Raw genomic sequence first — 21919 nt, 5'->3', positions numbered from 1 at the left:
ACCGATCCAGCGCGGCAGAGCGTGATCCCACCCGCCGCCGTTTCCTTTCCCTACTTCCAGCAGATCCGGGCGCGCCTGTCGACGCAGAAACCGAGGACGCCCCCGGCGGCGACAGCGCAGGAGCCGCCGAGGCCGCCGCGCTGGACATCCCCGCACGGGAGCGGCACCCTCGCGCCGGTGGATGCTCCGGAGATCTCCGATCTCCTCGTCGACTACGATCCCGACACCCTCGCGCGCCTCCCCGTGCGCCGGAGCGCGGTGGTCGAGCGCCTCCGCGCCGCAGGCCGCCCCGGCGCAGCCCGGCTCGCCGCGCGGCTCCCGGCGCGGGACGATCTGCTCGACGAGGCCGCCGTCGACGCGCTCCTGCTCCGCGTCCACGCCGAGCTGCAGCGCCTGTCCGAGGAGTTCGACCAGGGAGCGCGCGTCCGCTTCGTGCTCGCGCCGCTGCTCGACGCGCTGCGCGCCGCCGGCGCGCCCCGCCCCCTGCGCGTCGTCGACGTGGGCTGCGGGCTCGGCTACGTCGTCCGCTGGCTCGCCGCCCGCGGGGCGCTGGGCGCCGACGTCGAGCTCGTGGGCTGCGATTACAACCGCGCGCTGATCGAGGCCGCGCGCGCGGCGGCCAGCGACGAGCGCCTCCCGTGCCGTTTCCACGTGGCCAACGCGTTCACGCTGCGCGAGCCAGCCACCGTCTTCCTGTCCACCGGCGTCGTCCACCATTTCCGCGGCGACGCCCTCGTGTCGTTCTTCCGCGAGCAGGCCAGGGCGGGCGCCCTCGCGTTCATCCACTTCGACATCAAGCCGAGCCACCTGTCTCCCCTCGGCGCCTGGATCTTCCACCAGGCCCGCATGCGCGAGCCGCTCTCCCGCCACGACGGCGTCCTCTCCGCCCTCCGCGCCCACGCCGGCGACGCGCTCCTCGCGGCGGCGCGCGCGGGCGCCGAGGGCCTCTCCTGCGCGCTGTTCGACGGCCACGTCGGGCCCTTTCCCGTCCTGCGCATCATGCACGCGGTGATCGGCCTCCGCCCGGACCTGCGCGCGCCCTTCGCCGAGCAGCTCGGCCCGCGCGCCGGCCGCCGGCTCGGGGCATTCACGTGATCCCCGCGCTGCTCACCCTGCTCGCCCTTGTCGACGCGGCGTTCTGCGGCTTTCGCGACGCCGCCGGCCGCAACCCGCGCATTGAAAAGCGCGCCTATTTCCTCCGCGCCGTCCGCCGCGGCGCCCTCGCAGGGCTGCTCGCTATCGCCGCGCTCGCGGCCCTCACCTTCGCCGTTCTCGGGCTCGCGCCCGACCCCGCGGGCCTCTGGATCGATCTGCTCGCGGCAGGACAGCGCCTGATCCTCGTCTACGGCGCCTACGCCGCCCTCGTCTGCACCGCCCTGCTCGCCTACGCGCTGCCGATCCACGAGGCGCGCGTGCTCGCCAGCGTGACGATCCTGGGCCCGCTCACCATGGTGCGCCCCTGGGTCCTCGCCGCGGGCGCGCTCCTCGCCGCGCTGGCCGCCGCGCGCGCGGAGACGGCGGCCCTGACGCTCGCCTCGGCGCTGACGATCGGCCTCATCGAGCGGCTGCTCGGGCGCGGCTGGCGCCGCGGCCGGCCCGTCCCCTTCCAGCCTTCGTAAACGGTCCTCCTCAAGCGGCTCCGGCCGCGGCGCTCGCCGCGCGCGGCGCCTGTCGCCACGGCGCCTCTCGCGGCGCGGGCCGAGGGTCGCCCGCGCCGACGAACTCCTCGACCCGCCGCGCGAGCGCGGGGTAGCATCGCGCCGCATTCCACCGATCACCGAGGAGCGCCGCGCGATCCGTCGCCGGCCGCACGCAAGACCCTATGAAGCTCGCTGTCATCTCAGGCAGTCACCGCAACGGCTCCGAATCGGGGAAGATCGCGCGCCACGTGCAGCAACAGCTGTCGTCGTCGGCGGACGTCTCCTCCACGTACACGCTCGATCTCGCCGACAACCCGCTTCCGCTCTGGGACCCGGAGGTCTGGCAGCCGTCCGAGAAATGGGAGCGCGTCTGGGGCCCCATCTCCGCCGAGCTCAAGACGTCCGACGCCTTCGTGATCATCGCGCCGGAGTGGGGCGGCATGGTCCCCGCCGGACTCAAGAACTTCTTCCTCCTCTGCTCCCGGGGCGAGCTCGCGCACAAGCCCGCGCTCATCGTCGGCGTCTCCGCGAGCGCGGGCGGCGCCTACCCGATCGCGGAGCTGCGCATGAGCAGCTACAAGAACACGTACCTTTGCTACATCCCGGACCACGTGATCGTGCGCAACGTCCGCAGCCTCCTCAACGACCCTGAGGCGCCGCAGTCCCCCGACGACGAGCGCATCCGCGAGCGGCTCCGCTACGCGCTGGGCATGCTCCTCCAGTACGGAAAAGCCCTGCAGCAGGTCCGCGCGAGCGGCGCGATCGACCTGGCCAAGTACCCTTACGGGATGTGACGGGCCCCCGGCGGCGAACACGCTAGTCTCGCCGGGTGCCGAAGATCCTCGTCATCGACGATCAGCCCGCCGTCTGCGTCGCGCTGACGACGCTGTTCGAGCTGCACGGGCACGAGGTCCGCGTCGCCGCCACGCCCGATGAGGCGATGGCGGCGGTGCTCGGCGACGAGCTCGGCGCCGTGGTCCAGGACATGAACTTCCGGCAGAGCGCCACCTCGGGCGAAGAGGGGTTGGAGCTGCTCCGCCGGATCAAGGCCGTCGACCCCGAGCTGCCCGTCGTGGCCATGACCGCGTTCACGTCGATCGCGGGCGCGGTCGAGCTGATCAAGGCCGGGGCCAGCGACTACGTGCCCAAGCCGTGGGACGACCAGAAGCTCGTCGCCACCGTGGGCAACCTGGCGCGGCTGCGGGCGCTCGAGCAGGAGAACGCGCGCCTCCTGGCCCAGCGCGGGCGCGCGCGGCACCGGCTCGCCGAGCGCCACGACCTGGCCGGGCTCGTGTACGTGAGCGACGCGATGCACGAGGTCGTGAACCTCGCCGTCAAGGTCGCGCCCGCCGACGTGCCCGTCCTCATCACCGGGCCGAACGGCACCGGGAAAGAGCTCCTCGCCACCATCGTCCAGGCCAACTCGCGGCGGCGGGACCGGCCGTTCGTCAAGGTGAACGCCGGGGCCCTCCCCGACGAGCTCGTCGAGGCGGAGCTGTTCGGCGCCGAGCCAGGCGCGTTCACCGGCGCGACCCGCCTCCGCGCCGGCCGCTTCGAGGAGGCCGACGGCGGCACCCTCTTCCTCGACGAGATCGGCACGCTGTCGCTGAACGGCCAGAAGAAGCTGCTGCGCGTCCTCCAGACCGGCGAGTACCAGCGCCTCGGGAGCAGCGTCACCCGCAAGGCCGACGTGCGCGTGCTGAGCGCGACCAACCGCGATCTCCCGCGGGCGATCGCCGAGGGATCCTTCCGCGAAGACCTGTACTTCCGGCTCAACGTCATCGAGTTGACGATCCCCGCGCTGCGCGATCGCCCCGAGGACATCGCGCCGATCGCGAGCCACCTGCTCGATCGCCTCGCCGCGCGCGCGGCGGGCGGCGAGCGGGTGACGCTCGGCCCCCGCGCGCGCCACGCGCTCGCCGATCACGACTGGCCGGGCAACGTCCGCGAGCTGGAGAACCGGCTCACGCGCGCGGCGCTGGTGCGCAAGGGCGAGACGATCGAGCCGCACGACCTGGGGCTCGACGCGGTCGCGCGCGTGCCGCCGGCGCCCATCGCGACCGGCGCCGCGCCCGCTGCGCACGCCGCGTCGTCCGCGCCTTCCGCGACCTCCTCCGAGCGCCTCGAGATCGAGCGCGCGCTCGTCGAGGCGCGGGGCGTCATCGCCAAGGCCGCGGCGTCGCTCGGCCTGAGCCGGCAGGGGCTCTACCGGCGCATGGACCGGCTCGGGATCCAGATCGAGCGGAAGCTCAAGTAGCGCGCTCGTCCGGCGGCGGCGGCAGGCGGCACTCCGCCTCGGCCCCGCCCCCCTCGCGGCGCCGCAGCGCGAGCGCGCCGCCGTGCGCGGTCGCGATCTCGCGGCAGAGCGCGAGGCCGAGCCCGCGGCCCTGCTGCTTGGTCGAGTAGAAGGGCAGGAGCGCCTTGCCCGGGGCGTCGTCCGGCAGCCCGTGGCCGCGGTCGGCCACCGTGAGCGCGAGCTCGCCCGTCGAGAGGCGCCGCACCGAGACCTCGATCTGGTCGGGCGGGCTCCCGGCCTCGACGGCGTTCTTGAGCAGGTTCAGGAGGAGCTGCTGGATCTGCGCTGGATCGAAGAAGCCTGGCTCGTCCGGCGCGCCGCCCAGCGTGAAGGGCGCGAGCCCGCGCAGCCGCTCGAGGAAGGGGCGCCACGGGACCCGCTCGGGAGCGGGCGGCGGGAGGCGCGCGAGCTCGGCGTACGCGGCGAGGAAGCGGGCGAGGTGCGCGCTCCGCTCCTCGATGGTGTCGAAGACCACGCCGAGGCGCTCCCGCTGCTCCGGGCGATCGAGCAGGAGGCGGCCCGAGTGGAGGAGCGAGGAGATCGGCGCGAGGGAGTTGTTGAGCTCGTGGCTGATCAACCGGATCGCGTTCCTGTGGAGCTCCGCCTCCCGGCGCGAGATCTCGCGCGTGAGCGACCGAACCGAGACGAGGACGTGCGCCTGGGTGTTCAGGCGGAACGCGCGGCGGGCGACGTACAGCGTCTCGATCTCGCCCCGGCGCTCGACGGACACGAGGGCGTCATGCCCGGCGACCATCGCGGCGCGGAGCTCCTCGGGCTCCCCCGCGAGCAGCGCGGAGAGCGTCCTCTGGCCGACGCGTTCGCCCGCGGCGAAGAGGGCGCGCGCGGCGCCGTTGCCGTACACGATCCGGCCCGCCTCGTCGTGGAGCACCATCGCGACGGGCGTGGCGTCGAGCGCCGTCTCGAGCAGGAGCTCCTTCTGGTAGAGGTCGTCGCGCTGCGCCCGCAGGGCGTCGCCGAGGCGGTTGTGGCGCTCGACGAGATCCCCGAGCTCGTCCCGGCGGTCGTGCCGGACGCGCTGCGTGTAGTCCGACTCGGCGAAGCTCGCGAGGCCGTCGGTCACCGCGCGGAGCAGGCCGACCGCGCGCCCGAGCAGCGCGCGGGAGGCGAGCGCGCCGGCGACCAGGGCGAGCCCGAGCCCCGCAAGGGCGGACACGGGCAGGGACGCCTGCGCTCGCGCGGCGGCGAGGCTCCCGGCGCAAGCCGCGGCGGCGGTCAGCGCGACCACGGCGGCGAGGCGGACCTGGAGCGGCGCGCGGAGCGGCGCGCGGGGCCACGCGTGGAAGGAGTTCATGATCGCGACGCCTCCGCGGGGGAAACAGCGCTCGCCCGGAGCGCGGGCACGAGCGCCGCGGCCATGCCCGCGAGCCAGAGGGCCACGGCGACAAGGAGGGCCGTCGGCGGCTCGAGGGGCACGTCGAGCTCGGGGGCCGCGGCGCGCGCCGCGGCCCGGAGCCCCGCGAGGGCGACGGCACCGGCGGCGAGGCCGGCCGTCGTGAGCAGCGCGTTCTCCGCGAGCACGAGGCGCGCGACGTCGGCGCGGGTCGCGCCCAGGGCGCGGCGGATGCCGAGGGCCTGGCGGCGCTCGGCCACGAGCAGCGAGGCCATCCCGATGCGCCCCAGGAACACGACGACGAAGATCGCCCCGAGGAGCGCGAGGGCCAGGCCGCCAGCGCCGCGGCTCGTGCCGGCGTCGAGGTCGACGCCCTCGTCGAGCCGGCGCACGAGCACGGCGCGGCGCGGATCGGCGCGCTCGAGGGCCTCGCGCACGCGCGCGCCGGCGCGGTCGTCAGCGCCCGGACCGACACGGACGAGGTACGTCAGCGAGCGGCCGAGGGCGGGCCCCTGGGCCGCGAAGAGGGCGCGCTGGGCGTCGTCGGGATCGCGGCCCATGGAGACGCGGAACGACGGGACGACGCCGACGACGACGAGGGGCCTCTGCCGGGCGCTCCGGCGCACGATCTGCCCGACCGCGCGGCCGTCCGGGAAGAGGCGCGCCGCGAGCGCCTGCGTGACGACGGCGGGCGTCGCCTCCGCGCCCGCAGCGTCCCCTGCGGTGAGCAGGCGCCCCGCGAGGGGAGCGAGGCCGAGGACCTCGGCGACGCCGCCGCGATCGTCGAGCATCCAGGCGACCGCGCGCGGGCCGCCCGGGAGGGTCGTCTCGACGACCTCCCGGTGCGTGAGGTTGAACGGCGCCGCGGTCGCCTCGGCGGCGGCGAGGACGCCGGGGACGCGCGCGAGGGCCGCGGCGTCGCGGCGGACCGCGGCCGCGCGCTCGTCGAGGGACGCGAAGCTCGGGCCGTCGCGCTCGGTCGCGGCGAGCAGCAGCGACCGCGTCTCGATGCCGCGCGGCGCGGAGGCGCCGCGGGCATAGTGGACGGCGAGCCCCGAGGCGTGCACGGCCACGGCGAAGCCGAAGGCGGTCTCGAGCACCATGAGGAGCGCGGGCGTCTTCCGGCGAGAGAGCGCCCTGACGAGGGGGCCTAGCACGATCGCCGGAGCCCTTCGGCCGGAGGGATCCGCGCCGCGCGCAGGGCCGGGTACGCGCCGGCGAGGAGACCGGCGGTCATCGCGGCCACGAGCGCCGCGCCGGCGGAGCGCGCCTCGAGGTGGTAGTCGACCGGCCGGAGGTGGATGACGCGGTTGACGATCTCGAGCGCCGCCGCGGCGACGCCGATGGCGAGCGCGGCGGCGCTCGCGGCCACGAGCGCCACCTCGGTCAGGAGCCCGAGGAAGACGCCGCGGGCGCTCGCGCCGAACGCGCGGTAGACGGCGATCTCGGCGCGCTTCGCGCGGAGCTTCCCCTCGAGCAGCCGCGCGACGCTGAGCGTGCAGGCGCCGAGGAGGACGTCGGCGAGCAGGACGAACAGGGTCGTTCCGGGGTCGTCCGCGCGGAGCGCGTGCAGGCGCTCGCGCGGCACGAGCTCGGCCCCGAGGACGCGCCGGCCGCGCGCGCGCTCGCCGCGGGCGTAGGCGTCGAGCTCGGCCTGGAACGCGGCCCGGCTGGGCTCGTCGCGCAGCTCGACAACGAGATCCAGCCAGCCGTTGTCGGTGGCGGCGAGCGCGTCGAAGCTGCCGCCCGGGTCCTCGACCTCACGGACCAGCGCCGGCCGGACGCCGAGCGCGAGGCCGGCGGCGCTCGGCGCGAAGACCACGGCCGTGCGCGGGGCGCGCGTGCGCGGGGCGGCCGGGAGCGCGACGACGCCGACCACCCGGAACGGCTCGCCGAAGAGCCGCAGCGTGCGCCCGATCCCGCTGGCTCCGGAGAACAGCGCGCGCTCCGCCACGTCGGAGAGCACGACGGGGCGCTCCTGGCCGACGCCCTCCGCCGCAGGCCAGATCGCGCCGCTCCGGACCGTTGCGCCCACCATGCCGAAGAGATCGCTGGTGCAAAAGATCACCTGGACAGGGGCGAGCGGGCCGTCGTCCGGGCTCCCGGCGGCCACGGCGGCGAAGAGATCCGACGCGCGCGAAGGGTGGGGGCTCTCGAGGAGGACGCGATCCCGGTAGCTCGGGGGATCGATCGCCCTGGGATCGGTGACGGCGCCGCCCTCCCGCGGGAGGGAGACGAAGTAGAGCCCGCGCGCCGACGCGAACGGATCGGACGCGCGCGCGTGGAGGACAGCGCGCGCGGCGGTCCATGCGGCGAGGCCGAGCGTGAACGCCAGCAGCATGATGGCGGTGTGCCCAGGCTGCCGGCCGAGGCTCCTGAGGGCCATCCGGAGCGCGTCGCCGGCCGTCACGGGAGGCCCTCCGGCGGAGCTTCCGAGGGCGGCGCCGGCGGCGCGGGGGCCCAGGGATCGATGAGCTTGCCGTCGAGCACGTGGACCCTGCGGCGCGCCCGCGCCGCCAGCTCGGGGTCGTGCGTTGTCATGACGATCGTCGTGCCGCCGGCGTGGATGCGCTCGAGCAGATCGAGGATCTGCCGCGCCGAGCGGGAGTCGAGGTTGCCGGTGGGCTCGTCGGCCAGGAGGAGCGAGGGCTCGCCGACCAGCGCGCGCGCGATCGCGACGCGCTGCTGCTGGCCGCCCGAGAGCTCGCTGGGCCGGTGGTGGAGCCGCGCGCTCAGGCCGACGCCCTCGAGCGCGCGCAAGGCGCGCTCGCGCCGCACACGCGCGCTTATGCCGCGGACCCGCAGCGGCACGTCGACGTTGTCGAGCACGTCGAGGTCGGCGATGAGCTGGAAGCTCTGGAACACGAAGCCGATCTTCCGGTTCCGGATCGCGCTCGCGCGGGCGTCGGAGAGCCCCTGCATCGGCTCGCCGTCGAGCAGGTACTCGCCCCCGTCGAAGGGATCGAGGAGCCCTGCGACGTTGAGGAACGTCGTCTTCCCGGAGCCGGAGGGGCCCATCACGGCGAGGAACTCGCCGCGCGCGACGTGCAGCGTGAACCCGGCGAGCGCGTGGGTCTCGAACAGGCCGCGCCGGTAGACCTTGGTGACGTTCGTCATCCGTATCATGTCGGTCTCTTTGGCAGGAATTGCAGGTACTTTATCTTCAAGGCCACCGGCCAGACAGCTACCGTCGTCGCGTGAAGCGGCCCCCTGCATCGAAATCCGCTCCCTCTGCCGCGCCGCGCGCGCATCGCCATGGACCGACGCGCAGGGTCGTGGCCGTGGCCTACGACGGCGCGAGCGCCATCGACGTGGTGGGGCCCACCGACGTATTCGCCCTGGCCTCGGACATCGCGAGAGCGAAGGTGCCCGGCGCTCCCCCCGCCTACGCGGTCGAGATCGCGGCCGTGAACGGCGGCGTGATCCGGACGCTGTCGGGGGTGCAGATCGTCGCCCACAAGGCGCTCGCGGATCTGGCGCCCGGCATCGATACGGTGCTTGTCGCCGGGGGCGAGACCCGTGAAGCGACGCGGGACGCCCGGCTGCTCGCCTGGCTCCGCGCGACGACGCCCGAGGTGCGGCGCATGGGCGCCGTCTGCACAGGCGCCTTCCTCCTCGCCGCCGCGGGGCTGCTCGCGGGGTGCCGCGCGGCCACCCACTGGCATTCCGCGGCAGCGCTCGCGCGCGAGTTTCCCGGCGTCGAGGTCGACCCCGACGCCATCTTCGTGCGCTCCGGGAAGATCTACACGTCGGCGGGCATGACAGCGGGCATCGACCTCGCGCTCTCGATGGTGGAGGAGGATCTCGGATACGACATGGCGCTCCAGGTGGCGCGGGGGCTCGTTGTGTTCCTCAAGCGCCCGGGTGGCCAGTCCCAGTTCAGCCGCCCGCTCCTCGCGCAGACGGTCGCCGCGGGCCCGCTGCAGGGCGTGATCGACTGGGTGCTCCGGCACCTCGACGCCGACCTGCGCGTCGAGGCGCTGGCGGAGAGGGCCGGGATGAGCCCGCGCAACTTCGCGCGGACGTTCACCCGGGCCATGCGGATGACCCCGGCGAAATTCGTCGAGGCGGCCCGGCTGGAGCAGGCGCGCTCCTGCCTCGAGGGGGGCCGAGCGTCGATGAAGCAGCTGGCGCGCGACTGCGGCTTCGGCACGGACGAGCGGATGCGGCGCGCGTTCCAGCGCACCCTGCAGGTCACGCCGGAGGACTACCGGAGGCGCTTCGGTCGAGCGTGAGCGGACGCCGGGCGCTCGGCCGAGCGCCGTCGACGCTCGCCGGATCCTTCGCGCACGGCTGCACGCGACGGGGTGCGCGGGTGCCTTGCGCCCGCGTGTCCTGAAAGCAGGGGACGATGTCCTTTCCGCCGCGGCCGGCGCCGCTCACAGTCAGGCCTGCGAAGCGCGTTCAGCCGCGCTCGTGAGCGCCGGGCGCGGGGCGGCGTCGAGACGAAGCTCCGCCATCAGGGCGATCATCCGAAAATGAAGAAACGAAAGGGTTCAGGGACGAACGATGACGGACACCTATGACATCAAGCTGCCAGGTCCTCAGCCGCCGCTCCAGGTCGGCATGGTGCTCTACCCGGGCCTCACGGCGCTGGATCTGATCGGCCCGCAAAGCGTGCTGACCGCTCATGCGACGACCTATCTGCTCTGGAAGACGCGCGACCTGGTCATGTCTGACTCGGGGGTTCCCATCCAGCCGACGGCGACCTTCAGCGACTGTCCGGACGACCTGGACATCCTGTTCGTGCCGGGCGGCATGGGCACCCCCGACGCCATGGTGGATCAGGAGGTCCTTCGGTTCCTGAGGGATCGGGGCGCCCGCTCCAGGTACGTGACCTCCGTGTGCACGGGGTCGCTCATCCTGGCCGCGGCGGGCTTGTTGCAAGGATACAAGGCCACGACACACTGGTCCACGCGCCACATCCTGGAGGCGTTCGGCGTGGAGTGTGTCCGGGCGCGCGTGGTGGTCGATCGCAACCGGATCTCGGGCGGCGGGGTGACAGCAGGCATCGACTTCGGGCTGGCGCTGCTGGCGCTGCTGCGCGGAGACGATGCCGCGAAGCTGACGCAGCTCATGCTGGAATACGACCCCGCCCCGCCCTTCAACGCCGGGGTGCCCGAAGCTGCGGGACCCGAGCTGACGCAGCGCCTATTGAGCGTCCTCGATCCGTACGATCAGCAGATGCGGAAGATCGCCGCCGAGAGGAGCAGCAGAGCGAGCTGAGGCGCCGGACGCGCGGCCGCCACGGGCCGTAGCATGATGCCAGCATCTGTCTCCGCATCCCTCGTCGATCGGGAGCGCGCCGCCCACGCCGCGGCCTCCCGGGGGCTGGTCGTCACGTGGATCGCGGGATACCTCTTGACCGCGCTGCGACAACTCCCCATGACAGAGCTCTGGATCGCCGCGGCGATCACCCCGTCGCTGGCTTCGCAGCTCGCCCTCGTCCACGACGGGCACGTTCGTAATGACCTTTACCCTTCCCTTCGGGGTGCCGCTGATGATGGTCTTTCACCCCACCTGGTCTGGTGTCGAACGATGAGCGCGCTCCGCACCCTGCGCCTCGTCGGCTTCCTGGAAGGGCTGTCCTTCCTGGTCCTCCTCGGCGTCGCGATGCCGCTCAAGTACCTCTTTGAGCTGCCGATCGCCGTGCGGATCGTCGGCAGCGCCCACGGGCTCCTCTTCCTCCTGTTCGTCGGCGCGCTGATTCGCGTGGCCAGCGAGCGCGACTGGCCGCATCGCCGCTCCCTCGCGGCGCTCGTCGCGTCGCTCGTCCCCTTCGGGACGTTCGTGCTGGATCGCGCCCTGAAGCGCGAGATCGAGGGCGACACGCAGACCGCCGGCGATGGCTGACGCTGGCGCGTCGCGTCCACGTCACGCGCGCCGGCGCTGCGCGCGCCGTGCGCGGATGCGGCTCAGGGACACGGGCGTGATGCCCAGGTACGACGCGATCTGGTACTGCGGGACGCGCTCGGCGAGCGCGGGACTGCGCGCCAGCAGCGCCTCGTAGCGCTGCTCGGCGCTGAGCGTGAGCAGCTCCGCCGCGCGCTGCTCGCGCTCGACGAAGAGGGCCTCGGCGACGCGCCGCCCCAGCGTGCTCCAGCTCGGGTGCCGGTCGTAGAGACGCTCGAAGGCCTCGAATTCGACGACGAGCACGCTCGAGTCCTCGAGCGCTTGCACGCTGAGCTGCGACGCGCACTTGCTGAGCAAGGCGGCATACGCGCCAACGAGCTCGCCCTCCATGGCGAAGCCGCGCGTCACGTCGCGTCCCCGCGGGGTGACGTAGAACTTTCGAACCAGGCCGCTCAGCACCAGGCCGAAATCGCGCGGGCGCTCCCCGGCGCGGGTCATGAGCTCGCCGCGCTCGAAGCGCACGCGCCGCGTCAGGCCCAGAAAATAGCGGATCTCCTCCTCGGGGACGCGCGCGTAGCCGGCCAGGAGCTCGCGGACCGCTGCGAAGGAGCCCTCCACGGGCGACGGACGTATCAGCGCGAGGCTTGCCCGACAAGCACGGGCGCGATCTTATCCGAAGTGAATGCGCGCCGCGGGCGGCGGGCATTACGGTGCGCGCATGTCGAGCCGCCGCCACCCGCTGCTCTCGGACGGATTCAGGATCATCGCGTACCGCGGCGGCGCCGCCGAGCAGCCCGAGAACACCCTCGAGGCGTTCCAGCACGCCGCGTCGCTCGCGAGCGACGTCGTGATCGAGCTCGACGTTCAGCGGACGGCCGACGGCGTGCTCGTCGCGCACCACGACGAGGACACCTGGCGCACGACGGGCGCGCGCGGGCGCGTCGCCGAGCTGCCGTATCCCGCGCTCGCCCGGCTCGACGCGGGCTTCGCGTTCGAGGCGGGCGGGCGGCACACGCACCGCGGGCGCGGCGTGCGCATCCCCACGGTCGACGACGCGCTCGCCAGCTTCCCGCGGCACCCGTTCGTGCTCGACGTCCACGCGACGCACCCGCAGATCGCGGCGGACGTGGCGGCGCTGGTCGCGCGCCACGACGCGGCGTCACGCGTGGTGATCGCGAGCGAGGCGCCGCGCGTGGTGGGCGCGATCCGGAGCGCGCGGCCAGGCTGGCTGTTCGCCGGCACGTCGCGCGAGGTGCTGCTGCGCGTCCTCCTGGAGCGCGCGCGGCTCGACGCGCTCGCGCCGCGCACCGGCGGCGTCTTGATGATCCCGGAGCGCCACGGCGCGCTGCAGGTGCTGAGTCGGCGTGGGCTGCGGCAGGCGCACGCGCGCGGAGAACGGGTGTGGGTCTGGGTCGTGGAGCGCGTGGAGGACCTGGCGCGCCTGCGCGACCTCGGGGTGGACGGCGTCTTCACGCCGCGCCCCGCCGCGTTCGTCGCGGCGCGCGCCGCTCTCGCGGATCGCCCGCGCTGAGCGCGACGTGTCGTGTCGAGGCTCTCAAGCGACCGCGTGAGTCTGGACTGGCCAGGACTTGCTGAATTTGCGAGGCGGCCGCGTGCGTTCGGCTCGCCCCGGTACGCTCGCCTGCTCGCGAAGCAGCTCGTCCGCCGCGAGGTCGCGACGCGCCGACGGCGCCTATCGCGCCGGTGCGCTATAGGGTGTCGTCGCGGATGAAGCAGCAGCAAGAGCAGCTGTGGCTCGACGACGTCATCGGAGGCCTCCCCCTCCCCGTCCTCGTGCTGAGCCCGGCTGGCGTCGCGACCCACGAGAACCCGGCGTATCGCGCGAGGTTCGGCCCGAGCGCCGACGAGCGCAGCGAGATCGCGCCCGCGCTGCGGGGCGGGCACGCCCCGGCGCTTCGCGCGGCGCTCGACGGCGTCTCGCGCGCCGTGCCGCTCGGCTCGATCAGCGGCGCGCCGTTCACCGGGCACTATTTCCCGATCCGCGATGCGTCAGGCGCCGTGGCGTTCGTCGGGATCCTGTTCGTCGAGGAGCGCGCCGCTCCGGTGACGGCCGCTCCAGCGCTGACCTCGGAGACCCACGATATCCCGGAGGTCGAGCGCAGCCTTCGCCGCATCCTCGACATGATGCCACAGCTCGTCTGGTCGGCGCGGCCCGACGGGTATCACGATTTCTACAACCGCCGCTGGTACGACTACACAGGCGAGACGCCCGACGCCACGCGCGGCGCCGGCTGGAACGACCAGCTGCACCCCGACGATCAGCAACGCGCCTGGGAGCGGTGGGTTCGCTCCGTCGAGACGGGGGAAGACTACGAGATCGAGTACCGCTTCCGGCGCGCCGACGGCGCATACCGCTGGTTCCTGGGCCGCGCGCTGCCGATGCGCGACGACGCAGGGCGCATCCTCCGCTGGTTCGGCACCTGCACCGACGTCGACGATCAGAAGCGCCTCGAGCAGCAGCGGGCCGAGGTCCTGGCGCAGGCCGAGGAGACCAGCCGGCTGAAGGACGAGTTCCTCGCGATCGTCTCGCACGAGCTCCGCACGCCCCTGACCGCGATCCTCGGGTGGGCGCGCATGCAGCGTTCGCGGCCGGAGCTCGCGCCCAAGGCGATGGAGGTCATCGAACGCAACGCCGAGGCGCAGGCCAGGCTCATCGAGGAGATCCTCGAGAGCTCGCGCATCGTGACCGGGAAGATCCGCCTCTACCCCAGGAACACGAGCGTGAACGAGCTCGTCCGCACCGCGGTCGACGCCATCCGGCCGGCCGCTGACGCGAAGGCCATCGGCCTCGAGGTCAGGCTCGATCCCGGTGTCGGGAACATCGTCTGCGATCCCGATCGCTTCCAGCAGATGGTCACGAATCTGCTGGTCAACGCCGTGAAGTTCACGCCGGGTGGCGGGCAGGTCCGACTCCAGACGGCGCTCCATCCGGGCGGCGTCGAGGTGACGGTGACGGATACCGGGAAAGGCATCTCGGCCGCGTTTCTCCCGCACGTGTTCGAGCGGTTCCGCCAGGCGGAGGCGGCCACCACACGGCAGCACGGCGGACTCGGTCTCGGGCTGGCGATCGTCAAATACCTCGTCGAGATCCATGGCGGCACCATCCACGCGCGGAGCGACGGCGAGGGGAAAGGGGCGTCCTTCAGCGTGCGCTTGCCGGTGCGGGCCGTGGCCCTGGCGCAGAGCGAGGGCTCCGAGGTCTCGTCCGAGATCGAGCACCCCTCGGCCGGGACGATCCCCCGGCTCGACGGGCTGCGCGTGCTCGTCGTCGACGACGAGCCGGACGCGCGGGAGCTCGTCACCATGGTGCTGCGCGAGGCAGGCGCCCAGGCGGCCGAGACCGGCTCGGCCTCGGCCGCGCTGGAGATGATGGGTCGTGCTCGGCCCGACGTGCTCGTCAGCGACATCGCCATGCCGGAGCAGGACGGCTACGCCCTCCTTCGCGAGCTTCGAGCCCGCGCTCCGGACCTCGGTGGCTCCGTGCCGGCGCTGGCGCTCACCGCCTTCGCCCGGCGCGAGGACATCGTTCAGGCCCGAGACGCCGGGTTCCAGCTCCACCTCGCCAAGCCGGTCCAGCCGGGCGAGCTCGTGGCGGCGGTTTATCGGCTCGCGCGCAAAGGCGCCTGATACGATAGAGGCGCAGGAGCGGGGAGAATTTCACAGGGAGGCGAGGAGACGGGGAGTATTTTGAAGATTTCCCTCCCCCTCTCCCCGCCTCCCTGTGAATTGTCTCCGCTGAAAAGGGCTGCAAATGAGCGGATTCCTCGGAGGTCAGGCGGGAGCGGTCCAGTCGGCATAGTAGCGTTGCCGCATGCGCTCACAGTAGGCAACGAGGTTGGGCTGGGCCGCGGCGTGACGCTTCAGCGGGGAATCGACGGGGAAGCGGAGCACGCTGGCGAGGAGGGCGTACACGGTCGCGTCCACCGAGCTCGGCTCGGTCCCGAGCATGAAGGGCTGGTCGCCGAGCAGGGTGGCGATGGCGCCGAGATCCGCCGTGCCCTGGGCATAGATCTCCTCGCGGCTGTGGCGCCCCGTGCCCTGCGCGCGGAGCATGCCGGTCATCCTTTTGCGCAAGAGCTCGACGATCACGCCGCCGGCGACCCGCGGCATGAACGGAAGGAAGATGGGGCGGTAGGCGGCCCACCCCTCGGGCTCGCTCCAGCGGACGAACACCACCATCCAGTAAAACGCCTCTTCGAGCATGCGCCGGATCACATGGCCTCGAGCGCGCGCCTCCGCGGTGAGGTGGGCGTCGAGCTTGTCGCCGTGGGCGCGCTCCAGCTGCTCGATGATGAGCTGCGAGTCGCCCATGGTACAGCCGTCGATGTCGGCATAGGGGATCTTGCCCTTCGGCGCGCGGCGCGGGTCGGCGGAGCGCACCTCGTAGGGGAGGCCGGCCATGCGCAGCCAGGTCTCGAGCTTGACGCAGAAGGGGCTGATGTTCGGGATGCCCCACGCGGCGGGGGCCTGATAGAGGGTGATCATCTCGGCGCTCCTCGTTGAAGTTCCAGCACGTCATGTCATCTCCCCGAGGAGCGGCGCGGCGTCCACGTAGACGGATAAGGGACGGAATCCATCGCTCGTCCCCCGCAAGAAACCGGCGCCGGACCGCGGCCGCACGACACCTGTCCGCCTCCCTCGCGGACACCTGTCCGGACGCGGACACGCGCCCTCGCGCGACGCCCGCCGATTGCGGCCAATCCCTTTCGGGCACGCTCGCTGCTTGGGCGCCTCGCATGCGTCTTCTCATCTACTTCGTTTTGCCCTCCGCCACGGCGCTCCTCCTCGGTTGTTCCCCCGAGGCGGCGCCGGGCGCGAGCACCCCGACATTCCACAGGGACATCGAGCCGCTGCTCCAGAAGAGCTGCCTCGGCTGCCACGCGCAGGGCGGCACCGCGCCGGTGAGCCTGGCCTCGTACGAGAACGCGAAGGCGCTCGCGCCGGTCATCGCCGACGAGACCGAGGCGCGGCGGATGCCGCCGTGGGGCGCCCTGCCGACCGACGAGTGCGCGCCCCCTCGCCCGTTCCGGGGGGACCTGCACCTCTCCCTCGACGAGATCGCCCTGCTCCGCGCCTGGAGCGACGCCGGCGCGCCCAAGGGGGATCCCGCGGACGCCCCGGCCCCCTATACGCCCGTCGCGGCAGGCCTGTCGCGCACGGACCTCGAACTCTCGCCCAGGGCCCCCTTCGCCGCGGCGGAGGGCTCCGACAGCTTCCGCTGCTTCGTCCTCGATCCGGGGCTCACGGAGCAGGCGTGGGTCCAGGGCTACGACGTGCTGCCGGGCAACCGCGCTGTCGTGCACCACGCGCTGCTCTTCATCGACGCGAACCGCGAGGGCGAGGCGCTCGGCGGCGAGAGCGGCAGCTACGAGTGCTTCGGCGACGCGCGCCTCTCCGAGACGTCGCTGCTCGGCGCCTGGGCGCCCGGCACGCAGGCGTTCGAGCTGCCGCCGGACATCGGCATCTCGGTGCCAGCGAACGCGCTGCTCGTGATGCAGGTCCACTACCACCCGAAGCCGGGCGAGGCGCCCTCGCCCGACGCGACCCGGGTCGCGCTCCGCCTCGCGGACGAGAAGCCGAGCCGCGCGCTCTCGAACCTCGCGCTCGGCAACGCCGAGGCGCCGTTCCGGGACGGCAACGGGCTTTTGCCCGGGCCGGGCGACCGCGGGAGCGTCGAGTTCCGGATCCCGGCCGGCGCCCGGGGGCACGTGGAACGGATGCGGTACGTCATCGACTTCCCGATCCCCGAGATCTCGATCTACGGCGCCGGCGTCCACATGCACCGGGCCGGCGTCGACCTCAAGGTCGACCAGATCCGCGCCGATCCGCGGGGCGACGAGGCCGACCGCCAGTGCCTCGTCCAGACGCCGGCGTGGGACTACAACTGGCAGCGGCTCTACAGCTACGACGCGCCGATCGACGAGCTGCCAACGCTGCGGTCGGGCGACACGATCGAGCTGCGCTGCACGTACGACAACACAACGGAGAACCCGGCGCTCGCGGCGCAGCTCATCGAGGAGCGCCTGCCCGCGCCGCAGGACATCGTCCTCGGCGAGTCGACGCTCGACGAGATGTGCGTGGCGTTCCTGCCTGTCGTCCACCCGAACCCCTGAGGAGACGCCGATGCCTTCGAACCCCTGTCATGCACTGTTCGGTCTCGGCGCGCTCCTGCTCGCCGCCTGCTCTTCACCGCCGAGCGCCGCGCCGCCCGGGCCCACGACGCCGCGCGAGGACCTCTGCCCGGAAGGCTTCGCCGATTGCGACGGCGACAGCGACAACGGCTGCGAGGCCGCCCTGCTGACGAGCGTCGAGAGCTGCGGCGCGTGCGGCGCGCGCTGCGCGGGCGGCGGCGGCGCGACGGCGCTCTGCGCGGCGGGCGCCTGCACCCTCGCGTGCGACGCCGGGCGGGCCGACTGCGACGGCGACGGCGCCAACGGCTGCGAGGTCCTCGTCGCGGAGGATCCGCGCCACTGCGGCGCCTGCGGCGTGACCTGCGCCGACGCTTGCTGGAACGGCACCTGCGACGCCGCCGTGCTCGCAGGCGAGCTCCGGCTGCCCACGTTCCTCGGGATGGACGCGACCGGGCTCTACTGGACCAACCAGGGCTCGGGCGACGCGCCGGACGGGAGCGTCATGCGGCTCGATCCGGGCGGCGGGACGCCGGTGGCGCTCGCGCCGGAGCAGGAGCGCCCGGGCCCGCTCGCGCTCGACGAGGCCGCTGTGTACTTCGCGCACGCGCGCGGCCTCGCGGCCGTCCCGAAGGCCGGCGGCGAGGTGACCGAGCTCGCGCCCGACGCCCTCCGCGTCACGGCGCTCGCTGTCGACAAGGGCGCGCTCTACTGGGTCGAGGCGGGGACGCCGCCGGCGTTCGAGGACGGCGGGCTGTTCACGCTGCCGCTCGGCGCCGAGCCCGGCGCGCCGAAGGTGATGCTCGCGGCCATCCCGGGCGCCGCCAGCGGGGTGGCGCTCGACGCCGGCCATGTGTACGTGACCGCGCGGGGCACCGGCGCGGCCGACGGCGCGATCTACCGGGTGGCGCGCGACGCGGCGCCGCCGAGCACGCCGGAGAGGCTGCACGAGGCGCTGGTCGCCCCGCGCGCGCTCCAGGCGCGCGGCGGCGCGCTGTGGCTCATCGAGGGGCGCGGGATCGCCACGTTCTCGCCCGGGAGCCCGCTTCGCAGGGTCGTCCCGGATCTGCCGCAGATCCCCGCGCAGCTCGCGTTCGACGGCGCGCGCGTCTTCTGGACGACCGCGCGGGAGGCCGACGGCCAGGTGCAGAGCGCGCGGCTCGACGGGAGCGATCTCGCGACGCACGCGCGCAACCTGAGCTACCCGTGGGGCATCGCGGTGGACGGGACCAACGTCTACTTCAGCCTCGCGTGGAACGGCGGGCCCGCGACGGGGGCGCTGGTGCGCAGGCCGAAGGGCCCGTGACCGCGAACTCCGCCGGGGGAGCCCGACCTCAACGCCGGCCGACCCTCGCGCTCGCCGCGGCGTGACCGCGCTGGATCGCGCGGGTCCAGAGGTCGGGGCGCTCCGGGCCGTGGTCGCCGGCGCGGGCGATCTCGGCGCAGATCGCGGCGGTGAACGCGTCGCCCGCGCCCGCCGCGCGGCTCTCGGCCACGACCGGCGGGGCGAGCGCGATCTCGCCGAAGGGGCCGGCGGCGCGGGCTGCGCCGGCGCCCTGGGTGAGCACCAGGGTCGCGCTCGGTCGCATGGCGGCGCGCAGCTGGGCGTCGTCGAGGCCGAGCCCGGCGAGGTCCGCCGCGCTGCACCGCACCACGTCGGCCTCGCGGAGCAGGGCGTGGAGCACGCGCGGATCGCGCCCGGCCCAGAGGCGCCACCGCGCGTTGAGGTCGACGACGACGACGGTGCCCGTGCGGCGCGCGGCCCGCGCGGCCCGGCAGAGCGCGGCGATCGGCGCGAGCGCCGGAGAGATCCCCGAGAGCAGCAGCACCGGCGCCGCCCACCCCTCGGGCACCGAGAGGGGCAGATCGTCCTCTGCGCGGTGGGCGACCATGTGCCGCGCCTCGCCGGTGTCCTCCAGCACGATGAGCCCCTGGCGGGTCGGGATCAGCGCCACACCCGCGACGTCGACGCCGGCCGCCGCGACCCTCGCCAGGAGCGCCCTACCCGGGGCGTCGTCGCCGAGCGCGGCCGCGAGCCCGACGCGCAGCCCGCTCCGCGCGAGCGCGACCGCGGCGTTCACCGCCCCGCCGCCCGGACGGAACCGCAGCGAGGCACCGCCCGGAGGCGCGAGATCCCAGAGGGCCTCGCCGGCGCAGATGACGTCCAGGGTCGACCCCCGCGACGGCGCGATGCGCGCCGCTGTGTCCCGCCCAGCGCTCGCAAACATCGATGCCATGGGGATCCCCATCTTACACAGCGGGGCTCGCAGCAGCGCGCCGTAACTTGGCCGTCCCCACAGACGTCGAGCTGCTCCTGCTGCACTCGTGGACCTTCGGCGGACGGAAAGTCGCGCTCCTCGACGCGCGCGCGAACCACGGACGCCGGAGGGGGACCGTCGCAGCGCTCCCCGCTGTCCGGGACTTCGAGGCAGAGGCGCGCGGCGCGGCCCAGCACGACCTGCACCGCAGGCGCACGTGTTGCGCCGCAGAGGACAGGCTCTCCGGCCTGCGCCGCGCCTGCGCCGGCCGGCACGAGCCGTGCAATCGTCGATCGTCAATCGTCGATCGTCGGTCGTGACGAGCGCACAAGCGGAGCGCGGGAGGCCCCAATGCGGAACAGGATGGAAGACGTCAATGAATTCCTCTCCCACCGGCGGGTGGCCCTGGTGGGCGCATCGCATGACGACAAGGACTTCAGTCGGATGGTGATGCGGGAGCTCATCGATCGGGGTTACGACGTCGTTCCGGTGAACCCGGGGGGCGGCGTGATCGAAGGCCGCGTAGCGTACGCCGAGGTCGGCGAGATCGATCCCCCGGTCGAGGGGGCGATCGTGATGACCCCGCCCCAGGTCACCGAGCAGATCGTGCGGGCGTGCGCCGCTGCCGGCATCCAGCGCGTGTGGCTGCACCGGGGGGTCGGTCAGGGTGCAGTGAGCGCGCCTGCCGTGCAAGCCTGTCAGGAGCTCGGGATCCGCGTGGTCGCGGGCGAGTGCCCGCTGATGTTCCTCCCGAACGCGGGCTTCGTCCACCGGCTCCACCGATTCACCAAGAAGATCGCGGGGAGTTACCCGGCGCGCGCGTGAAGCGCCATGAACCTGGGAGATCTCGAGATGACATCGTATCCTGTCACCTTCACCGTCACGCGCCCCTGGAAGCTCGATCGCGTCCAGCTCCTCGCGCGTGTCCTCCTGCTCGCGGCGCTCTCGATTGCCGGCGTCACGGTGGGGTTCGTCATGATGCTTGTCTATCTGGCCCTGCCCGCCGTGGCGGCCGCGCTGGTGGCTCAGAAGGGATCGGCCCGGTTCCTGGCCGAGGACGGCCCGAGGCTGACGCGCGCGCTCGTGTGGCTACAGGCCGCGTTCGCTTATCTCTTCCTGCTCACCGACAGGCTCCCGCTCGATCGCCCCGCCGAGACCGCGCGCCTCGACGTCGATCCGACCGGCGCGCCGACAGCGAAGGACGCGCTCCTGCGCCTCTTCACGAGCCTCCCCTCGGCCATCGTCCTCGCGCTGCTCTCCTGCGTCGCCTATCTGGCGTGGCTCGTCTCGGTGGTCGCGGTCCTCTTCACCGAGCGCGTCCCGACGGCCATCTACGATTTCCAGTGCGGCGTGCTCCGGTGGCAGGCGCGGCTCCTCGCCCATCATGCGTCGCTGGTCGACCAGTACCCGCCGTTCGCGTTCGACCCGGGTCCCGTGGACGGCACCCCGCGCGATCACGCGGGCACGTTCGCCTGAGGCGTCCTCTCGGCGCCGAGGAAGGAGCCCGTTCGCCGGTCCTTGCCGCCGGAGGGAGCCGTCACAGGTCGACGACGCAGACGACGCTCGTTGTCGTGTCCTCGCGATACTCCGTGACCTCGATCTGGATCTTCGAGCTTGCCTCGTCCGCTCCGGTGCCGAAGCGAGCCGTGAAGTCCAGCTCGTACCAGGTCTCGGTCGAGATCGGATCGGACACCTTCCACGCGAGCTGCTCGAAGCCGCCGATCGACGTGTGATCGAAGACGAAGATCGTGTCGTCGGGCGCGGTGTGCGAGACGGAGAGCGAGGGGCTCGTGAACTCGTAGGCGCCGGCCTCGCCGAGCTCGAGGCTGCAGGCCTCGCCCGAAGGCGTGGTCCCCTCGTAGGTGCCGACCAGGCAGGCGCTCGCGCTGGGATCGCTCGTCAGGGAGAGGTCGGGACAGGCGGCGATGCGCTCTTCGAGCGCCGAGGGGCTCGGGCCCGAGCCGCCCGAACCCGAGCTCGAGTCGCCCGACCCGTCGTCGTCGCCTCCGCAGGCCGCCGCCAAGCCGAGGGTGAGCACGGAAGCGAAAGCCAGGTAAGAGCGCCGTCGAGCGGGGTTCATGCCGCGGGAGGATGAGGTCATCCGACAGAGGTTAGTGGAGACGCCAGCGCTCGCCCAGCTCTGTCAGATCTGACAGGGGGCTCCGGCCCTCGAGCGCCGCCGGTCCGAGCGGCGCTCGTGCGCGGGCCGAAGGGCCTGTGATCGCCCTCTCTGCCGGGGGAGCCCGGCCTCAGCGCCGGCCGACCTTCGCGCCCGCCGCTGCGTGACCGCGCTGGAGCGCGCGGGCCCAGAGGTCTGTGCAGGGCTTTCGCCCTCCGGTCCTCCGGCCTTTGCGCTTCTTCACGCACCGGCA

The 21919-nt window shown here is 73.4% G+C and carries 21 protein-coding genes; 13 read left to right on the top strand and 8 right to left on the bottom strand.

Going from position 1 to position 21919, the window contains the following annotated elements; translation table 11 throughout:
- The first annotated feature begins 21 nt into the window (after positions 1-21).
- From WMF46_RS47345 to WMF46_RS47330, 4 genes are all read left to right on the top strand, one after another.
- Positions 22-1095 carry a class I SAM-dependent methyltransferase gene (locus WMF46_RS47345; RefSeq protein WP_437983271.1) on the top strand — a complete coding sequence of 358 codons (1074 nt, stop codon included), beginning with the start codon at positions 22-24 and terminating at the stop codon, positions 1093-1095.
- The gene (locus WMF46_RS47340) at positions 1092-1619 is read left to right on the top strand and encodes an oxidoreductase (RefSeq protein WP_437983270.1); all 528 of its coding nucleotides are present in this window, start codon (positions 1092-1094) and stop codon (positions 1617-1619) included. Before WMF46_RS47345 ends, WMF46_RS47340 begins: the two co-directional genes overlap by 4 nt.
- A 203-nt stretch (positions 1620-1822) precedes the next feature.
- Positions 1823-2434 (top strand): NADPH-dependent FMN reductase, encoded by a 612-nt coding sequence (locus WMF46_RS47335; protein WP_437983269.1) that lies wholly within the window; start codon positions 1823-1825, stop codon positions 2432-2434.
- A gap of 35 nt (positions 2435-2469) precedes the next feature.
- Complete coding sequence (locus WMF46_RS47330) at positions 2470-3897, top strand: sigma-54-dependent transcriptional regulator (protein WP_437983268.1); 1428 nt, start codon at positions 2470-2472, stop codon at positions 3895-3897.
- Here WMF46_RS47330 and WMF46_RS47325 read toward each other — a convergent pair.
- From WMF46_RS47325 to WMF46_RS47310, 4 genes are read right to left on the bottom strand one after another with little or no spacing between them, the layout of a single operon-like run.
- Positions 3890-5248, bottom strand: a complete 1359-nt coding sequence (locus tag WMF46_RS47325) for a sensor histidine kinase (protein WP_437983267.1) — start codon at positions 5246-5248, stop codon at positions 3890-3892. The two genes, WMF46_RS47330 and WMF46_RS47325, sit on opposite strands and share 8 nt — an antisense overlap.
- Positions 5245-6444 carry an FtsX-like permease family protein gene (locus WMF46_RS47320; RefSeq protein ID WP_437983266.1) on the bottom strand — a complete coding sequence of 400 codons (1200 nt, stop codon included), beginning with the start codon at positions 6442-6444 and terminating at the stop codon, positions 5245-5247. The genes WMF46_RS47325 and WMF46_RS47320 overlap by 4 nt, the downstream gene beginning before the upstream one ends.
- Entirely contained in the window at positions 6438-7697 is a 1260-nt protein-coding gene (locus WMF46_RS47315; RefSeq protein ID WP_437983265.1) for an ABC transporter permease, read from the bottom strand. Before WMF46_RS47315 ends, WMF46_RS47320 begins: the two co-directional genes overlap by 7 nt.
- Positions 7694-8413 (bottom strand): ABC transporter ATP-binding protein, encoded by a 720-nt coding sequence (locus WMF46_RS47310; RefSeq protein ID WP_437983264.1) that lies wholly within the window; start codon positions 8411-8413, stop codon positions 7694-7696. The genes WMF46_RS47315 and WMF46_RS47310 overlap by 4 nt, the downstream gene beginning before the upstream one ends.
- A 149-nt stretch (positions 8414-8562) precedes the next feature.
- Here WMF46_RS47310 and WMF46_RS47305 point away from each other — a divergent pair, with 149 nt between their 5' ends.
- From WMF46_RS47305 to WMF46_RS47295, 3 genes are all read left to right on the top strand, one after another.
- Entirely contained in the window at positions 8563-9522 is a 960-nt protein-coding gene (locus tag WMF46_RS47305) for a GlxA family transcriptional regulator (protein ID WP_437983263.1), read from the top strand.
- A 274-nt stretch (positions 9523-9796) separates the two neighbouring features.
- Entirely contained in the window at positions 9797-10513 is a 717-nt protein-coding gene (locus tag WMF46_RS47300) for a DJ-1/PfpI family protein (RefSeq protein WP_437983262.1), read from the top strand.
- A 312-nt stretch (positions 10514-10825) separates the two neighbouring features.
- Complete coding sequence (locus WMF46_RS47295) at positions 10826-11140, top strand: DUF3817 domain-containing protein (protein WP_437983261.1); 315 nt, start codon at positions 10826-10828, stop codon at positions 11138-11140.
- Positions 11141-11161: 21 nt separating this feature from the next.
- On the opposite strand, the gene WMF46_RS47290 is transcribed toward WMF46_RS47295, so the two are convergent.
- Entirely contained in the window at positions 11162-11758 is a 597-nt protein-coding gene (locus WMF46_RS47290) for a Crp/Fnr family transcriptional regulator (protein WP_437983260.1), read from the bottom strand.
- Between the two features lie 100 nt (positions 11759-11858).
- Here WMF46_RS47290 and WMF46_RS47285 point away from each other — a divergent pair, with 100 nt between their 5' ends.
- Together WMF46_RS47285 and WMF46_RS47280 are read left to right on the top strand one after the other, a co-directional pair.
- Positions 11859-12671 carry a glycerophosphodiester phosphodiesterase family protein gene (locus tag WMF46_RS47285; protein ID WP_437983259.1) on the top strand — a complete coding sequence of 271 codons (813 nt, stop codon included), beginning with the start codon at positions 11859-11861 and terminating at the stop codon, positions 12669-12671.
- Between the two features lie 197 nt (positions 12672-12868).
- Positions 12869-14788, top strand: coding sequence for an ATP-binding protein (locus tag WMF46_RS47280; RefSeq protein ID WP_437983258.1), 1920 nt, complete (start codon positions 12869-12871; stop codon positions 14786-14788).
- A gap of 144 nt (positions 14789-14932) precedes the next feature.
- Here the strand turns inward: WMF46_RS47280 and WMF46_RS47275 are convergent, their stop codons facing one another.
- Positions 14933-15646, bottom strand: a complete 714-nt coding sequence (locus WMF46_RS47275) for a glutathione S-transferase family protein (RefSeq protein WP_437983257.1) — start codon at positions 15644-15646, stop codon at positions 14933-14935.
- Between the two features lie 251 nt (positions 15647-15897).
- Here WMF46_RS47275 and WMF46_RS47270 point away from each other — a divergent pair, with 251 nt between their 5' ends.
- Positions 15898-17274: a hypothetical protein gene (locus WMF46_RS47270; RefSeq protein ID WP_437983256.1), complete on the top strand. Its 1377-nt coding sequence runs from the start codon at positions 15898-15900 to the stop codon at positions 17272-17274.
- Positions 17275-17284: 10 nt separating this feature from the next.
- Complete coding sequence (locus tag WMF46_RS47265) at positions 17285-18595, top strand: hypothetical protein (RefSeq protein ID WP_437983255.1); 1311 nt, start codon at positions 17285-17287, stop codon at positions 18593-18595.
- Between the two features lie 28 nt (positions 18596-18623).
- Here WMF46_RS47265 and WMF46_RS47260 read toward each other — a convergent pair whose 3' ends face one another.
- On the bottom strand, positions 18624-19526 hold the full coding sequence (locus WMF46_RS47260; protein ID WP_437983254.1) for a PfkB family carbohydrate kinase: 903 nt from the start codon (positions 19524-19526) through the stop codon (positions 18624-18626).
- A gap of 384 nt (positions 19527-19910) precedes the next feature.
- Between WMF46_RS47260 and WMF46_RS47255 the strand changes: the two genes are divergently transcribed.
- Positions 19911-20372 (top strand): CoA-binding protein, encoded by a 462-nt coding sequence (locus WMF46_RS47255; RefSeq protein ID WP_437855270.1) that lies wholly within the window; start codon positions 19911-19913, stop codon positions 20370-20372.
- A 27-nt stretch (positions 20373-20399) separates the two neighbouring features.
- Positions 20400-21023: a DUF4389 domain-containing protein gene (locus WMF46_RS47250; protein ID WP_437983253.1), complete on the top strand. Its 624-nt coding sequence runs from the start codon at positions 20400-20402 to the stop codon at positions 21021-21023.
- 61 nt (positions 21024-21084) lie between these two features.
- On the opposite strand, the gene WMF46_RS47245 is transcribed toward WMF46_RS47250, so the two are convergent.
- The gene (locus WMF46_RS47245) at positions 21085-21627 is read right to left on the bottom strand and encodes a hypothetical protein (protein WP_437983252.1); all 543 of its coding nucleotides are present in this window, start codon (positions 21625-21627) and stop codon (positions 21085-21087) included.
- Positions 21628-21919 lie beyond the last annotated feature (292 nt).

Source organism: Sorangium sp. So ce117 (genome assembly GCF_051524395.1).
GTDB classification, from domain to species: domain Bacteria; phylum Myxococcota_A; class Polyangia; order Polyangiales; family Polyangiaceae; genus Sorangium; species Sorangium cellulosum_B.
Note: the sequence above shows the minus strand (reverse complement) of the source record. Positions and strands in the feature narration are given on the sequence as shown.

What these genes read in the sequence shown, in the direction of transcription:
- WMF46_RS47335 (WP_437983269.1), top strand. Translation starts at nt 1,823, where the DNA reads ATGAAGCTCGCTGTCATCTCAGGCAGTCACCGCAACGGCTCCGAATCG.
- WMF46_RS47325 (WP_437983267.1), bottom strand. Translation starts at nt 5,248, where the DNA reads ATGAACTCCTTCCACGCGTGGCCCCGCGCGCCGCTCCGCGCGCCGCTC.
- WMF46_RS47310 (WP_437983264.1), bottom strand. Translation starts at nt 8,413, where the DNA reads ATGATACGGATGACGAACGTCACCAAGGTCTACCGGCGCGGCCTGTTC.
- WMF46_RS47300 (WP_437983262.1), top strand. Translation starts at nt 9,797, where the DNA reads ATGACGGACACCTATGACATCAAGCTGCCAGGTCCTCAGCCGCCGCTC.
- WMF46_RS47295 (WP_437983261.1), top strand. Translation starts at nt 10,826, where the DNA reads ATGAGCGCGCTCCGCACCCTGCGCCTCGTCGGCTTCCTGGAAGGGCTG.
- WMF46_RS47285 (WP_437983259.1), top strand. Translation starts at nt 11,859, where the DNA reads ATGTCGAGCCGCCGCCACCCGCTGCTCTCGGACGGATTCAGGATCATC.
- WMF46_RS47280 (WP_437983258.1), top strand. Translation starts at nt 12,869, where the DNA reads ATGAAGCAGCAGCAAGAGCAGCTGTGGCTCGACGACGTCATCGGAGGC.
- WMF46_RS47275 (WP_437983257.1), bottom strand. Translation starts at nt 15,646, where the DNA reads ATGATCACCCTCTATCAGGCCCCCGCCGCGTGGGGCATCCCGAACATC.
- WMF46_RS47270 (WP_437983256.1), top strand. Translation starts at nt 15,898, where the DNA reads ATGCGTCTTCTCATCTACTTCGTTTTGCCCTCCGCCACGGCGCTCCTC.
- WMF46_RS47265 (WP_437983255.1), top strand. Translation starts at nt 17,285, where the DNA reads ATGCCTTCGAACCCCTGTCATGCACTGTTCGGTCTCGGCGCGCTCCTG.
- WMF46_RS47260 (WP_437983254.1), bottom strand. Translation starts at nt 19,526, where the DNA reads ATGGCATCGATGTTTGCGAGCGCTGGGCGGGACACAGCGGCGCGCATC.
- WMF46_RS47255 (WP_437855270.1), top strand. Translation starts at nt 19,911, where the DNA reads ATGGAAGACGTCAATGAATTCCTCTCCCACCGGCGGGTGGCCCTGGTG.
- WMF46_RS47250 (WP_437983253.1), top strand. Translation starts at nt 20,400, where the DNA reads ATGACATCGTATCCTGTCACCTTCACCGTCACGCGCCCCTGGAAGCTC.
- WMF46_RS47245 (WP_437983252.1), bottom strand. Translation starts at nt 21,627, where the DNA reads ATGAACCCCGCTCGACGGCGCTCTTACCTGGCTTTCGCTTCCGTGCTC.